The 14,644-nt window shown below is 37.7% G+C and carries 14 protein-coding genes; 11 read left to right on the top strand and 3 right to left on the bottom strand.

Annotated features, from left to right (window positions below; translation table 11 throughout):
• Positions 1-38 precede the first annotated feature (38 nt).
• From B7C41_RS05985 to B7C41_RS05940, 10 genes are all read left to right on the top strand, one after another.
• Positions 39-662: an NUDIX domain-containing protein gene (locus tag B7C41_RS05985; RefSeq protein WP_085297890.1), complete on the top strand. Its 624-nt coding sequence runs from the start codon at positions 39-41 to the stop codon at positions 660-662.
• A 13-nt stretch (positions 663-675) separates the two neighbouring features.
• A complete protein-coding gene (locus tag B7C41_RS05980; protein ID WP_085297889.1) occupies positions 676-1,134 on the top strand; it encodes a DUF1249 domain-containing protein in 459 nt (152 codons plus the stop codon).
• A 4-nt stretch (positions 1,135-1,138) separates the two neighbouring features.
• Positions 1,139-1,894 carry a metallophosphoesterase gene (locus tag B7C41_RS05975; RefSeq protein WP_085297888.1) on the top strand — a complete coding sequence of 252 codons (756 nt, stop codon included), beginning with the start codon at positions 1,139-1,141 and terminating at the stop codon, positions 1,892-1,894.
• A 23-nt stretch (positions 1,895-1,917) separates the two neighbouring features.
• Positions 1,918-2,496, top strand: coding sequence for a YqiA/YcfP family alpha/beta fold hydrolase (locus B7C41_RS05970; RefSeq protein ID WP_085297887.1), 579 nt, complete (start codon positions 1,918-1,920; stop codon positions 2,494-2,496).
• A 24-nt stretch (positions 2,497-2,520) separates the two neighbouring features.
• Positions 2,521-4,410, top strand: a complete 1,890-nt coding sequence (gene parE, locus B7C41_RS05965; RefSeq protein ID WP_085297886.1) for a DNA topoisomerase IV subunit B — start codon at positions 2,521-2,523, stop codon at positions 4,408-4,410.
• 123 nt (positions 4,411-4,533) lie between these two features.
• Positions 4,534-4,941 (top strand): VOC family protein, encoded by a 408-nt coding sequence (locus tag B7C41_RS05960; protein ID WP_085297885.1) that lies wholly within the window; start codon positions 4,534-4,536, stop codon positions 4,939-4,941.
• A gap of 225 nt (positions 4,942-5,166) precedes the next feature.
• A complete protein-coding gene (locus B7C41_RS05955) occupies positions 5,167-6,978 on the top strand; it encodes a tetratricopeptide repeat-containing diguanylate cyclase (protein ID WP_143764313.1) in 1,812 nt (603 codons plus the stop codon).
• 1 nt (position 6,979) lies between these two features.
• Positions 6,980-8,176 carry a tetratricopeptide repeat-containing diguanylate cyclase gene (locus tag B7C41_RS05950; RefSeq protein WP_085297883.1) on the top strand — a complete coding sequence of 399 codons (1,197 nt, stop codon included), beginning with the start codon at positions 6,980-6,982 and terminating at the stop codon, positions 8,174-8,176.
• 189 nt (positions 8,177-8,365) lie between these two features.
• Positions 8,366-10,654, top strand: a complete 2,289-nt coding sequence (gene parC / locus B7C41_RS05945; protein ID WP_085297882.1) for a DNA topoisomerase IV subunit A — start codon at positions 8,366-8,368, stop codon at positions 10,652-10,654.
• A gap of 202 nt (positions 10,655-10,856) precedes the next feature.
• Positions 10,857-11,630: an EAL domain-containing protein gene (locus B7C41_RS05940; RefSeq protein ID WP_085297881.1), complete on the top strand. Its 774-nt coding sequence runs from the start codon at positions 10,857-10,859 to the stop codon at positions 11,628-11,630.
• On the opposite strand, the gene B7C41_RS05935 is transcribed toward B7C41_RS05940, so the two are convergent.
• The 3 genes from B7C41_RS05935 to tal all read right to left on the bottom strand — a co-directional run bounded on the left by B7C41_RS05935 (position 11,572) and on the right by tal (position 13,509).
• Positions 11,572-12,165: a DUF6942 family protein gene (locus tag B7C41_RS05935; protein ID WP_211279496.1), complete on the bottom strand. Its 594-nt coding sequence runs from the start codon at positions 12,163-12,165 to the stop codon at positions 11,572-11,574. The two genes, B7C41_RS05940 and B7C41_RS05935, sit on opposite strands and share 59 nt — an antisense overlap.
• Positions 12,166-12,250: 85 nt before the next feature.
• Positions 12,251-12,424, bottom strand: coding sequence for a DUF3545 family protein (locus B7C41_RS05930; RefSeq protein WP_085297880.1), 174 nt, complete (start codon positions 12,422-12,424; stop codon positions 12,251-12,253).
• Positions 12,425-12,555: 131 nt separating this feature from the next.
• Positions 12,556-13,509, bottom strand: a complete 954-nt coding sequence (tal, locus tag B7C41_RS05925) for a transaldolase (protein WP_085297879.1) — start codon at positions 13,507-13,509, stop codon at positions 12,556-12,558.
• Between the two features lie 299 nt (positions 13,510-13,808).
• Here tal and yaaA point away from each other — a divergent pair, with 299 nt between their 5' ends.
• Positions 13,809-14,582, top strand: a complete 774-nt coding sequence (yaaA, locus tag B7C41_RS05920; RefSeq protein WP_085298647.1) for a peroxide stress protein YaaA — start codon at positions 13,809-13,811, stop codon at positions 14,580-14,582.
• The last annotated feature ends 62 nt before the right edge of the window (positions 14,583-14,644 follow it).

Raw genomic sequence — 14,644 nt, 5'->3', positions numbered from 1 at the left:
CATAGTCAATTTTTCTCAAAGTCACTAAGGGCTTGCATATGAAGCAAACAAAAGTGTCGCTGCTACGCTTTAACATTGATGATGTCGAGGTCATTGAAAAAACAAGAAAGTACCAAGGTTTTTTCGCACTTGATGAATATAAATTTCGTCATAAACTTTACCGGGGAGGTTTCAGTAAAGTATTGACCCGTGAGGTATTTGAGCGAGGCGATGCGGTTGCCATATTACCTTACGACCCGGCAACAGATTCTATTGTGCTTATTGAACAATTTCGCCCTGGAGCACTTCGCAGTGAACATGGTCCGTGGCAATTGGAATTAATTGCGGGCATGTTTGGCACTAATGAACAACCTATTGAAGTGGCAATACGAGAAGCAAAAGAAGAAGCTAACTTGGTAATATTACCTAATAACGTCACGAAAATTATGAACTACCTGTCGAGCTCTGGTGGCATGAGCGAATGTATTCATCTTTATTGTGCGAGTGTTGATAGTAGCAACCTTTCAGGTGTTTATGGTTTAGAAGAGGAAGGTGAAGATATACTGGTGCACGTTGTTGCACGAAAACAAGCACTAGCTTTATTAGAAAGTGGAAAAATCACCAATGCTGCTACCATTATTGCGTTACAATGGTTACAACTTAATATTGATAAATTGAAGTAAAAGTTAGCATAAAATGTCAGTTGCCATTAAAAAATATCGTCCCCATTTACCAACATTAATGTCACTATGCGATATTAATTATATGTTGTTGTTACGTATTCTTGCTGATAAAGAGCAAGTTGGTGAAGAGCGTTGTTTTTTTATTTCTGATTTTTTAAGTTACCGGGTGGTGATTAATGAAGTCACACGTTATACAACGTTGCTGACTATCAACCAAGAAGCCAATATTAATGGTTATAATTTAGCGTCATTATTTCGACCTAAAATGGTTGTACGCCTATATCATGATGCTCGTATGGCAGAAGTTATTAGTAATCAAGATGTGAATCAGATTAAACCAAGATACGATTATCCCAATGACAAAATGCATTTACCAGATGAAAAACAGCAAATAAATTTTTTCTTAAAAGAATGGCTACAACTATGTTTGCAGCTTGGGCAAGTTCACGTTAGTAAAGTTAAAAACAGATAATTTTATGTCAAAAGAATTTATCGTCGTACAAATAAGTGACAGCCACTTATTTGCTGATACGTCAGGGCTACACCACGACACTAATGTTTATCAAAATTTAATTAAGGTATTGCAAAATATAAAGCAATTACCCCATGTTGATATCATCGTATTCACTGGTGATTTAACGCAAGATCATACCGATGCTTCTTATCAACTTTTTGTACAAGCGTTTAACGCATGCGAAATAATAACGCCTGTTTACTATTTAGCAGGAAATCATGATGAGCCAAAGTTATTAAATCATCATTTAGCGTCAGCGCCTTTTTGCCAAGAAAACGTTATTGAAACAAAGCATTGGCAAATACTGCTAATAGAGAGCAAAAGCGACACGCCTGCGGGTGAGGTAACTCAACAACAATTTAGTCAAGTTGCTAATGCTATCAATGCTAAAAAGTCGCAGTTATTGTTAATGCATCACCACCCCGTTGATGCTGGTTTTTTTATTGATCAGCACGGTTTGAATAATCAGCAGCAATTTTGTGACTTTCTTGATGCTTTTCCTTCTATTGCTGCCGTTGGCTGTGGTCATATTCATCAAGCGCTGACTTTACCCATGGCATTGACAAAAAGAATAGTGAATTTATATAGTTGCCCTGCAACGTCTATTCAGTTTGATGTTACAAGTGCCACTGTTGCTAAAAATAATCAAGGCCCTGGTTTTCGTCAATTCATTTTAAAAGCAGATAAGCAATTATTTACTGATGTTACTTTTATTTAACTGCCGCGAAGGACATGCTACTCATGGTAAACTTATTATATATTCATGGCTTTAATTCATCACCGCAGTCGATGAAAGCAAAACAGACTAATGCATATTTTGCAAAGCATCATTCAAATGTGAAGGTGCATTTTCCGCAGTTATTGTCCTCACCTAATGCTGCCATTGCGCAATTAGAAGCGATAATTGGTAGTAATGAAAACAGTACATGGCTAATCATGGGCTCGTCATTAGGCGGATATTTTTCAACTTATTTGGCTGAGAAATATAAAGTACAGGCGGTGCTTATTAATCCTGCAGTAAAGCCATATGAATTACTCAGTGACATTATCGGAGAACAAATAAATCCTTATACACAGGAGTGTTATCAGGTAAAGGGGCAACACATTGTCGATTTACAGTTGCTTGAACAAGAAAATATTTCTAAAAATAATTACTTGGTCATGGTACAAACTGGCGATGAAGTGTTAGATTACCAACAAGCCGTTGAAAAATACCAGCATTGCCAATTGGTAGTGCAGAAAGGGGGCGATCATAGTTTTATCGACTATGAAACTATGCTTCCTGAAATTGCAGTATTTTTTAATTTAGAATCGAAATAGATTAATAATGATTAGAACAATTAAATGAGCGAACAATATAACTCCGACTCCATTGAAGTTCTCAGTGGCTTAGATCCGGTACGTCATCGTCCGGGTATGTATACAGATACCAATCGCCCTAACCATTTAGGTCAAGAAGTCATTGATAACTCTGTCGATGAAGCACTTGCCGGGCATGCACAAAATATCACCGTTATTCTTGATAAAGACCAGTCACTAGAAGTTATTGATGATGGTCGAGGAATGCCAATTGATATTCACCCTGAAGAAGGGGTTTCTGGTGTTGAGCTGATATTTTGTAAATTACATGCCGGCGGTAAGTTTTCTAATAAAAACTATCAATTTTCAGGTGGTTTGCACGGTGTAGGTATTTCCGTTGTGAACGCCTTATCAACACGTGTCGATGTTGCGGTTCGACGTGACAGCAAAGTCTATGAAATGGCTTTTGAAAATGGTCATAAAGTTGAAGAGTTAAGAGAAACAGGTGTTGTTGGTCGCAGAAATACTGGTACTAGAGTGAAATTTTGGCCGGATGCTAGCTATTTTGATTCCGCTAATTTTTCTGCTCGTCGTTTAGTACATTTACTAAAAGCAAAAGCGGTTTTGTGCCCTGGTTTAACCATAAAGTTTCATGACAAAAATGATGATGCGAAACATCAATGGTGTTATGAAGACGGTTTAGTCGATTATTTAAAAGAGTCCGTTAAAAGCTTTGAAAGCTTACCTGAAGAACCTTTTGTTGGCAGCTTTACTTCACAACACGAAGCGGCGGATTGGGCCGTTACTTGGTTGCCAGAGGGGGGGGAGTCAGTCGGTGAAAGTTACGTAAACTTGATCCCAACAATTCAAGGTGGCACCCATGTTAATGGCATGCGCCAAGGCTTGCTTGAGTCTATGCGTGAATTCTGTGAATTTAGGAATTTAGTGCCTCGCGGCGTTAAGTTAACCCCTGACGATATTTGGGATAAATGTTCTTATATTTTGTCAGTAAAAATGGAAGACCCGCAATTCGCTGGGCAAACAAAAGAGCGGTTATCGTCTCGTCAGTGTGCAGCATTTGTTACCGGTGTTGTTAAAGATGCATTTAGCCTTTGGTTAAATGAACATACAGAAATTGCAGAAGCCTTAGCTGATTTTTGTATTTCTAATGCCCAACGTCGATTACGTGCGAGTAAGAAAATCATTCGTAAAAAAGTGACGCAGGGGCCTGCTTTACCTGGGAAGTTAACCGATTGTGGCAGCCAAGACATTGCTCGTACTGAATTATTTTTGGTTGAGGGTGACTCGGCAGGTGGTAGTGCTAAACAAGCACGAGACCGCGAAATACAGGCGATTATGCCGCTGCGAGGTAAAATACTAAATACCTGGGAAGTTGAATCAGGGCAAATACTTGCTTCACAAGAAGTACATGATATTTCAGTGGCATTAGGTATTGACCCTGACACCGAAGACTTATCGGGTTTACGTTACGGTAAAATATGTATTCTTGCTGATGCCGACTCTGATGGTCTTCATATTGCGACATTACTGTGCGCATTGTTTACTCAGCACTTTTTACCTTTAGTACAAGCGGGCCATGTATATGTTGCTATGCCGCCTTTATATCGTATTGATGTTGGTAAAGAGGTCTTCTACGCTTTAGATGAAGATGAAAAAGATGGGATTTTAGATCGTATCGAAGCGGAGAAAAAACGCGGTAAAGTCAATGTTCAGCGCTTTAAAGGTTTGGGTGAAATGAACCCATTACAATTGCGTGAAACCACTATGGACCCTAATACTCGTCGTTTAGTGCAATTAACAGTTGATGAGCACTCGGAAACTATGGAATTAATGGACATGCTTTTATCGAAGAAGCGCAGTGGCGATCGCAAAACATGGCTACAAGCAAAAGGTGATTTAGTTGAACTAGAATAGTAGTTCAAGTCATTTTTATTAACTGATTATTGACATTAAATAATCAGTTAATAAAAGCAACGTTGATTTAAAAAGGTATAGACTTATTTGCTATACCTTTTTTATTTTCACAATAGGAATATTATGATTGAACATCGTGAGTTGCGTAGTATTTGCCATGCCTCAATTGGCATCAATAACTTGGCAAAGGCAAAAGCCTTTTATACGCCAGTATTAAAAATATTAGCGATAGAGCTAGTAAGTGAATACGAGCATGCTGTCGCTTATGGCAAAGGTTATCCTGAATTTTGGCTGCAACGACCTTTTAATCAAGCGCCGGCAAATAGTGGTAACGGTGTTCACTTTGGCTTTGTCGCGTTAAGTCGGCAGCAAGTAGACGAATTTTATCAAATGGCGTTATCTTTAGGTGGCCAATGTAATGGTGCTCCTGGCATAAGGCCTGAATATGGTGAGCCATACTATGGTTGCTTCATTACTGACTTAGAAGGAAACAATATTGAAGCAAGTTATTGGCATGTCGAAGAAAAATAACTTCTTTGTTAAACATCTAGTTCGTTAAAGTTATGGATAATTCTATTAAAAATAACAGTTTATTATTTATGCAAATTCGTTTTATACTGTCAGTTGCATAAAATCGCTATAGTTTCTGGAGCGCGGCATTTGTTAAAAGTTTTTTTTAAATTAACCGTTCAAAATTATAGCCTAATTTTCACAGTTTTATTGTTAATATCTTGTAAATCAATTGCTTTACAGTCTATGGCTGAGAGTGACTTTGATATTTCCATAAAAAAAGCTGAACTGCTCATCGATATCGATCCGAACGCCGCATTACAGTTACTCAATTTATACCAAAATGATGTCACTTCCCAAGCAATCGCCAGCCAGGTAAATTACTACCGCATTCAATCTGAAGCATATGGTGATCAATCGCTTTATAGTTTGAGCAAAGCATCAGCAAAAATAGGTTTAAAACTTGCTAAAATAATGAACAGCCCGAGCATTTTTATTGCAGAGCTTGCTTTTACTAAAGGCTTTGCACATGAGAGTTTGGGGGATATAGAAGGCGCTTTGCAGCTTTATCAAAATGGCTTAGATGTTGCCCGTTCAATGGGTAATCAAGAGTTTATTGCTCGAGGCTTGATGAATATTGGTGCAATATACTATCTACGCAAAGATTATAAACAATCATTAATTGTTCTTAATCAGGCACTACAGCTAGCTAATAGTATTGAAGATGATGCGTTGTTAGGAGATATTGCCAGTGAACTTGGTATTTTATACGGCAATTTAAATGAGGCAGCTCAAGCTAATACACTTTTTCAAAAATCTTACCATCATTATAAGCAAGCAGGAAAGCATAACTATGCGCTAAACAGCTTACATAATGTTGCTATTAATCATTCGAATCAAAAACGCTATGAAGAAGCTATCGAAGTATATAAAACTTTAGAAAGTGAAATTCAGCCTAATACCAGTAATGAATTCATTTTTGGTGTTTATCGAGGTTTTTCTTGGGCGTTACTTAATAAAAAAGATGCTGATATTGAAAGTGCTTATCGTTATATAGTACTTGCAGGGAAATATGTTAAAGAAGTCGAGCAGCATTTTGTGAAACTACAGTACCTTATTGATAAGGCTTACATATTAGAAAAGTTGGCACGACCTGACGAAGCGCTAATAAATATTGAGCAAGCACAGGAATTGTTTGAACTAAAAGCTGATAGCATTTATGACACTAGCGAGCTTAATATATTGTCATTAAAAACTAAACTGTATTATGCCTTAGGCCAACACAAGCAAGCTAGAAGTATTCAAGAGCGATATTTTGTAAAGTACATTACTTATAAAGAAACACGTGATACTTCAGAAGTTGACGAACTGAGGCTAAAGTTCGAAAGTGAAGCGGCAGCAAGACAAAAAGACATTCTTAAGCAAAAGCAACATTTACAAAATTATCAATTACAGCAATTAACGCAAGAAGCCAATAATCGTAAAGTATTAGCAGCTTTGCTCGCTATTTGTATTTTAGTGCTTGCTTGGTTTTTACATCGTATTATTAAGGGGCAAAAAATCTTAATTATGACTGCAAAAATTGATCATTTAACCGGAGTGGTTAACCGTCAGCATATACTGAAAATTGCTCAATTAAACTTTGGTGAGGCCAAAATTCAGCGGCAAGCATTTAGTGTTTGTATTATTGATATTGATTCATTTATGACGATTAATGAGCAGTTTGGTCACCAAGTTGGTGATGTTGTTTTGCAAAATGTGGCTAAATATGGGCAGGATAAAATACGAAATAAAGATGCTTTTGGACGCTTAAGTAGTGGTAAGTTTATTGCTTTGCTGCCCAATACTAAATACGATAAAGCTATTGATATCGCTAGGGAGATTAGAAAGGAAGTTGAAAATGCAACATGGGAAATCGGAGCTGTATCATCGATAACCGTCAGTAGTGGTGTTGCTACCTACGAACAAGAAAATTACGATAACTTTATTGAGCTGCTAAAAGCAGCAGACAAGCAACTTTTGCAGACTAAAAGTGCTTATCGTAAAAAGGTGTTTTAGTATGAATAGGTATTTCACCAGTCAATATTTCATTATTTTTTTTGTTGTTCAATTACTTGTAAGCGTTGCGGTTGCAAATGATAGCTCTGGACAAAAACAAACCGTTAATGAGTCTGCTGTTTCGACAGCTTCGCAGAAAAATGCCACCGAAAACTTTCCTATTGATCAAAAGGTATTGGCATTAAAGAGGCTTAGTGAACATGATGCCGTCAGTGCTCACACTGAAATGCAACGGTTACAGGAAATGGACTTAGAATTAAATCAAGCGGAGTATTATTTGTTATATCTTGCTCAAGCCAATATAGAGAATGTTAAAGGAAAAGAAGACAAAGTTATTCATTGGCTCAATAAGGCAATAACGTTAGAGGTAAACCTCAGTGAAAGACAAATGAATTTGCCAGATTTTGCTAGTGCATATTTAATGCTTGCCAATATCTATCATCGGCAGGGGCTATACCAAAAAGCATTTGATAGTAAGAAGAAGTACATTAAAAAGTATGCCCGTCATTTGAAGTTGCGAAATGAATTACGCGTGAAGCGTCTAAGCAAAAAGTATAAAATGGCTAAGAAACTTGAACAAAATGAGCTACTTGAGCAAGCTGGTGAGCTCAAACGCTTGGAAATGGCAAGAATTGAGTCACAACGTAATAAACACAACTTATATATTGCGATAACGCTATTGGCAGGGCTGCTGTTTTTCTTGCTTTTACTGCGACAGCTAAAAATTCGCCGAGCATTGAAAATGTTAGCTAAAACAGACAGGTTAACTGGTTTGGCTAATCGAAGGGCGTTTTTTTCTAATGGCTTTAGTTATATGGAAAGTGCATTAAAAGTAAAAAGTGAGTTATGTGTTTTAGTTGTTAGTATCGATCATTTCAAAAAACTCAATGATAAGTTAGGTGATGGTGTTGGCGATGATATTATTTGCCATATTGCTGCATTAGTCAGCGAAGTCATGCGTTCACGTGATATTTTAGCACGTATTGCTGACGCTGAGTTTGCCGCTATCTTGCCTGATGCTAATATAGGTCAAGCGAGGGCTATTGCTGAGCGTATACGAGAAAAAGTTCAACATGATGTAAAAAAGGGGCTAGAAGAAGACTTAGTCTCTGTGAGTATAGGTTTAGCCAGTATTAATGATACTAATGATAGTTTTGATGACTTATTGCACCTTGCTGGTATTGCTTGCAGCAAGTAAAAACTAATGGCTGAAATTTTGTCTATGAAGCGACTCATCAGCTAACTCCAAATAATTATTATCTCTCAATTTTATGTACTAAAGTATTTTTTCCATGTCCATAATCAGCTAAGCTAGCGAGAGAATCATAACAACAAAAAAATCGATTAATAACTAACCGTTAATCGAGCCTTTGTAGGAAAATACTTCATGTCAGATGCGATCGACTTTAGTTTAGACGGTATTGAGCAACGCCCTTTAAAGCAGTTTACCGAAGAAGCTTATTTAAATTACTCGATGTATGTCATTATGGATCGAGCCTTACCGCATATTGGTGATGGCTTAAAGCCAGTGCAACGTCGAATTGTTTATGCCATGTCAGAGCTAGGTTTGTCTGCATTAGCTAAATATAAAAAATCAGCACGTACCGTTGGTGATGTATTGGGTAAATTCCATCCTCATGGTGACTCTGCTTGTTATGAAGCCATGGTGTTAATGGCGCAACCTTTTTCATACCGTTATCCATTGGTTGATGGTCAAGGAAACTGGGGTGCTCCGGATGATCCTAAGTCATTTGCTGCCATGCGTTACACCGAAGCGCGGTTATCCCGCTTTAGTGAAGTTTTATTAGCTGAATTAGGACAAGGCACTGTTGATTGGACGCCTAATTTTGATGGCACCATGAAAGAGCCAAAAACCTTGCCTGCACGCTTACCACATATTTTACTTAATGGTATTACAGGCATAGCGGTTGGTATGGCAACGGATATTCCTCCACATAATGTTCGAGAAGTGGCGGCAGCATGTGTGCATCTTATTGAACAGCCTAAAGCTGAACTTAGCGACATTTTAGAAATAGTTAAAGGACCAGACTACCCAACTGATGCAGAAATAATTACCCCTAAAGCGGACATCGAAAAAATTTACCAAACCGGTAAAGGCAGCATTAAAATGCGTGCTGTTTATGAGATATTACATGGTGAAGTCGTTATTACGTCATTACCGCACCAAGCGTCTGGTGGTAAAATCCTTGAACAAATTGCTAATCAAATGCAGGCGAAAAAACTGCCGATGGTGGCTGATTTACGTGATGAATCTGATCATGAAAATCCAATTCGTTTAGTCGTTGTTCCACGTTCTAATCGTGTTGATATTGAACAGTTGATGCAGCACTTGTTTGCCACGACTGATTTAGAGAAAAATTTCCGTGTTAATTTAAACATGATTGGCTTAAACAATAAGCCAGCCGTGAAAGACATTAGAACCATACTAAGTGAGTGGTTAGAGTATCGACGTGAAACAGTTCGTCGTCGTTTACAGTATCGACTTGATAAAGTATTAGCACGTTTACATTTGTTAGATGGTTTACTAATTGCTTACTTAAATATTGATGAAGTAATAGAAATCATCCGGAATTTTGATAATCCGAAAGCGGAACTGATCTCACGCTTTGATTTATCAGAGCGCCAAGCAGAATCAATATTAGAAATTAAACTTCGTCAATTAGCCAAGCTTGAAGAAATTAAAATTCGAGCTGAGCAAGATGAATTAAATATTGAACGTGAATACCTTGAAAAAATACTCAGTTCTAAAGCTCGTATGAATACTTTAATGAAAAAAGAGATCCTCGAAGCGGCGGAAAAATACGGCGATGATCGCCGCTCTGTGATCATTGAGCGAACTGAAGCTAAGGCATTATCTGAGAAAGACTTAATGCCAAGTGAAGCGGTAACTGTTGTTGTGTCTGAAAAAGGTTGGGCACGCTGTGCTAAAGGCCATGATATTGATGCAACCGCATTAAGTTATAAGTCAGGTGATGAGTATTTATGTGCTGCTAGAGGGCGCAGTAATCGCCCTGTGGTATTTATTGACTCGTCGGGTAGGGCATATGCCACCGATGCACATAGTTTGCCTACGGCTCGCAGCCAAGGAGAGCCATTAACAGGGCGTTTTAATTTAGCCAGTGGTGAAAACTTTGAAAAAGTATTGATGGCTGAAGATGAGCAGCAATACTTATTGAGCAGTGATGCAGGTTATGGTTTTGTTGGTAGTTTTGCTGATATGGTCAGCCGAAATAAAAATGGTAAGGCACTGTTAAGCTTATCGGTAGCGGCAAAAGTAATGACGCCACGAGTTATTAGTAATTTTGATGGCGAACTTGTTCTTTCAATTACCTCTGAAGGGCGCATGTTAGTTTTCCCAATTAAAGACTTACCGGTGCTAAGCAAAGGTAAAGGTAATAAAATTATTAATATTCCTTCTGCACGCGCAAAAACGAGGGAAGAATTTGTTACTTTACTTGAAGTGCTGCCACCTGAAAGTGCGGTTACGTTGCATGCAGGAAAACGAAAACTAACCCTTAAAGCCAGCGATATAGAACATTACCGTGGTGAACGTGGACGTCGTGGAAACAAACTGCCACGTGGCTTGCAGCGCGTTGACCGTATTGTTGTTGAGCAAAGTGGTACTGTTGTCGAAGAAGAGCCTAGTGAGTCATAATTGCTAACATAGTTAAATATTACCATGTGGCTGTAATTGATAATAAAGCCTTAATAATCTCTAGATTGTTAAGGCTTTTCTTTTTATGTGGTTATATTTTATTTTCCATTATTACCGGTTAATAAACTTCAGCTTATTATCCTCCTTTGTCATAAAGCTGTCACAAAACTTGCCTAGAATCTTTTTTAATTAGGAGAGTTGTGTGATAGAAAATATAAAAGCGATTATTCAAGCCAAAGCAATTATTACGGTGTTTCAACCGATATTTAATATCCAGCAGCAAAGCATTACCGGCTACGAAGCATTAACTCGTGGTCCTGAAGGTAGCCCATTACACTCCCCGGATGTACTTTTTCAGCAAGCGACTCAAGCGGGATTGCTGTCAGAGCTTGAAATACTTTGCCGAGATAGTGCGATAAAACGCTTTGCTGAACTTAAATTGTCGGGAAAATTATTTCTTAATATTAGCCCTTTGGTGTTGCTTAATAAAAATCACCCTCAAGGTGAAACCATAAAGTTTGTTGAACAGGCTGGACTTAATTGTCAGCAAATAGTGATTGAGCTTAGTGAGAAGTACCCATTTCCAAATAATGATACCTTACGTCATGCTTTAGACAAGTATCGCCAATTTGGCTTTAACGTCGCTATTGATGACTTAGGAGCTGGCTACTCAGGCTTAAAGCTTTGGAGTCAGCTATTACCTAATATTGTTAAAGTCGATCGTTACTTTGTTGAAAACTGTCACCGTGATCGTTTTAAGCAAAAGTTCTTGCAAGCCATTTTTGATTTAGCCACTGCCGCAGATGCAGAAATTGTTGTTGAAGGTATTGAATGCCAGCAAGAGTTCGAGTTGTTGCAAAAACTCGGCATGATACATGCGCAAGGCTTTTATTTAGGGAAGCCCAAGTTAGAGCCGATTAGAGTATACCCTGAACATTTAACGACTCAGTATTGGCATCAACTTCGAGCTCAGTAAATTTAGTGTTCTGAGTGCTTAATTGCTGAATTAGCCGACAAAGCTGAGTTATTTTTATGTTCGATAATTGCCGATAATCAAAATACGGGCATATGATGAGTTTTTGCTCAAAATTAATCGCAAAATCGTGGCTTAACCACGTGCAATTTTCTGCTAGTTTGAGTTGCTCCGCATAGCCCTTACCCAGCACTATATGTATTTTGCTGTCTTCGCCAACCTCACTGGGTTTTTCATTAGTGGCAATTTTTGGAGGGGAAAACAGCAGACAATGTTCGCTTTTTTGCAATAATTGTTCATCTCTTAATGTTTGCCAGCTGCTAAAACCTTCTGAGTTAAGTTCAAACATCAGCTTGGCATAGACATTAAATACTTTTCGCCAATGATTACCTGTTTCATGGCCAATACGGCTAATTTCACCTTGAGCTATTGTTTCCATGCTAGCTAAGTGTTGATAGTGAGGCAAAGGTGGACGGTTTTTAATATAGAAATAAATTTTTGCTTGTAGAGTACCTAAGCCGATTATTTTGTTTTTCACGATATTTTTCCAATAAAAAACCCGGTAAGTTCCGGGTTTTAGTTGTTTAACTTAACTTTAATTATTTAGCTTAGCGCTAAGCTAGTTAAAACTCTTCCAACATATATTCTAAAGAATCATCAAATGCTTTGAGATCTTTTTCTAGTTGAAATTTTTCTTTCAGTTGTTCAATTTCACGCCACTTTCTTTTTTTATTATTACTTGAACTTGATTTAGGTTGTGTGCCCAAAGAGTCCAATACTTGTTGAAATTTTGCCATGGTATGCTCCTTTTTTCTACAACTGCACTGTTTAAATATCACAGTTCGTTAAAAAATAGAAACATTATTTTGCATTTTTGTTACAAAATTGGCTCATTCCATCAGTATTACAAATAAAAATTAGTCATAGCCTAAAGTAACGCTAGTAATTGCTGCTCAAGTTTAGCTTGGTCAATAGCGAAGTTACGAATACCTTCTGCTAGCTTTTCAGTCGCCATAGCATCTTGATTCATTTGCCATCTAAATTGTGCTTCTGTTAGTTGTGCTTCGGCTGCAATTGCAGGTTGCTCATCAAATAATTTCTGATTAATGGTGTCATTAGAATTAGCAAGTTCATCCATTAAGTTAGGGCTTATTGTTAAGCGATCACAACCCGCTAATTCAAGTATTTCGCCAATATTACGGAAGCTTGCACCCATCACGACAGTTTTATAACCTTTTGCTTTGTAGTAGTTATAAATACTGCTGACAGAGATCACACCTGGATCTTCATTGGCAGAATATTCGCTTTTTCCACTGTCTTTTTTATGCCAATCAAGAATACGTCCAACAAACGGTGAAATTAAGTATATATTTGCTTCTGCACAAGCTTGTGCTTGGGCAAAGTTAAATAACAGCGTTAAATTACAGTTGATGCCGTCTTGCTCTAGTTGCTCTGCGGCTTTAATACCTTCCCATGTAGAAGCTACTTTTATCAAGATGCGTTCGTTACTGATCCCTGCTTCATTGTACATAGCGATTAGCTTCTTGCCTTTGGCAATTGATGCTTGCGTATCGAAAGATAAACGTGCATCAACTTCAGTAGAAATTCTACCCGGAACTATTTTTAATATTTCCAAACCAATAAGTACTGAAAGCTTGTCGGCAGCATCAATTACTTGTTGCTCTGCATTATTTGACTGTGATTTTGCCCACTCAACCGATGCGGCAAGTAAATGTTGATAATTTGGTAAAGAAGCAGCCTTTAAAAGCAATGATGGGTTTGTTGTTGCGTCTTGTGGCTGAAATTTGGCTATCGCTTCAATATCGCCTGTATCAGCAACAACGGTTGTCATTGCTTTTAATTGAGAAAGTTGATCGGTCATAACATGTCCCTTGAATTTGATAATGCAATCAAATGAATAATTAAGTAAGTTTTGGTGAAATATTACAACGTTTTTCAAGCAAAATAGGTGAAATTGCTAGGTATCTGTCTTATTCAGTTGTATTTGTATCAAATTTTCATAAATTAGCAAGCATGTTTATGAAATATCTTAGACAAAAAGCGTTGTAAAACTAATTTATCAAATGATTATGTAAGGTATGCTACCGCTAGTATTTTTTATCTGGCATTTTGCTATGATATAGTGACTAAAACCACCTTAGCTATGAGTTGAAAAAATTAATGTTGCTTGTTGTTTCTCCCGCCAAAAACCTAGATTATGATTCGCCACTTGCTACTGAGCAGTTTTCACAGCCTGAATTGCTTGAGCATAGCCAGTTACTTATTAAGCAATGTAAAAAACTTACACCTGCTGATATTAGTTCGTTAATGGGCATTAGCGATAAGCTAGCAGGGCTTAACGCCGCGCGCTTTGGTGAGTGGGCAACTCCTTTTACTCAAGAAAATGCCAGGCAGGCAATTTTAGCCTTTAATGGTGATGTTTATACTGGTTTAGATGCTAAAAGCTTTAGTGAAAAAGACTTTACTTTTGCACAGCAGCATATGCGTATATTGTCAGGGTTATATGGGCTATTAAAGCCATTAGATTTAATGCAGGCATACCGTTTAGAAATGGGCAAAAAACTCGACAATGATCGTGGCAGTAATTTGTATCAATTCTGGGGCGATATTATTACCGAGCATTTGAACGCTGCTATAGAAGCACAGGGTGATAACGTGCTGATTAATTTAGCGTCCAATGAATATTTTAAGTCGGTAAAGAAAAAGTCATTAAAAGCTGAGGTGATAACGCCAGCATTTAAAGATTGGAAAAATGGCCAATATAAAATGATCAGCTTTTTTGCTAAAAAGGCGCGAGGTTTAATGGCGCGTTATATTATCGAGAATCAAATTACTGATGTTGAGCAATTAAAAGGCTTTGATGTTGCCGGTTATCACTACTCAACAGAGTTGAGCAAAGCGAACGATTGGGTCTTTACCCGTAAAGAAGCATAAAATTGAATAGCATTCGCTTGGCTGATGTATTGCTATTGGCCAAGTGAATTAAATCTCTCAAT

The sequence above is a fragment of the Cognaticolwellia mytili genome, assembly GCF_002104475.1.
GTDB classification, from domain to species: Bacteria; Pseudomonadota; Gammaproteobacteria; order Enterobacterales; family Alteromonadaceae; genus Cognaticolwellia; species Cognaticolwellia mytili.
The sequence above is the reverse complement of the archived record's forward strand: the minus strand, read 5'-3'. Positions and strand labels throughout refer to the sequence as shown.

What these genes read in the sequence shown, in the direction of transcription:
- yaaA (WP_085298647.1), top strand. Translation starts at nt 13,809, where the DNA reads ATGTTGCTTGTTGTTTCTCCCGCCAAAAACCTAGATTATGATTCGCCA.
- B7C41_RS05975 (WP_085297888.1), top strand. Translation starts at nt 1,139, where the DNA reads ATGTCAAAAGAATTTATCGTCGTACAAATAAGTGACAGCCACTTATTT.
- parE (WP_085297886.1), top strand. Translation starts at nt 2,521, where the DNA reads ATGAGCGAACAATATAACTCCGACTCCATTGAAGTTCTCAGTGGCTTA.
- B7C41_RS05970 (WP_085297887.1), top strand. Translation starts at nt 1,918, where the DNA reads ATGGTAAACTTATTATATATTCATGGCTTTAATTCATCACCGCAGTCG.
- B7C41_RS05955 (WP_143764313.1), top strand. Translation starts at nt 5,167, where the DNA reads ATGGCTGAGAGTGACTTTGATATTTCCATAAAAAAAGCTGAACTGCTC.
- tal (WP_085297879.1), bottom strand. Translation starts at nt 13,509, where the DNA reads ATGACCGATCAACTTTCTCAATTAAAAGCAATGACAACCGTTGTTGCT.
- B7C41_RS05950 (WP_085297883.1), top strand. Translation starts at nt 6,980, where the DNA reads ATGAATAGGTATTTCACCAGTCAATATTTCATTATTTTTTTTGTTGTT.
- B7C41_RS05960 (WP_085297885.1), top strand. Translation starts at nt 4,534, where the DNA reads ATGATTGAACATCGTGAGTTGCGTAGTATTTGCCATGCCTCAATTGGC.
- parC (WP_085297882.1), top strand. Translation starts at nt 8,366, where the DNA reads ATGTCAGATGCGATCGACTTTAGTTTAGACGGTATTGAGCAACGCCCT.
- B7C41_RS05980 (WP_085297889.1), top strand. Translation starts at nt 676, where the DNA reads ATGTCAGTTGCCATTAAAAAATATCGTCCCCATTTACCAACATTAATG.
- B7C41_RS05930 (WP_085297880.1), bottom strand. Translation starts at nt 12,424, where the DNA reads ATGGCAAAATTTCAACAAGTATTGGACTCTTTGGGCACACAACCTAAA.
- B7C41_RS05985 (WP_085297890.1), top strand. Translation starts at nt 39, where the DNA reads ATGAAGCAAACAAAAGTGTCGCTGCTACGCTTTAACATTGATGATGTC.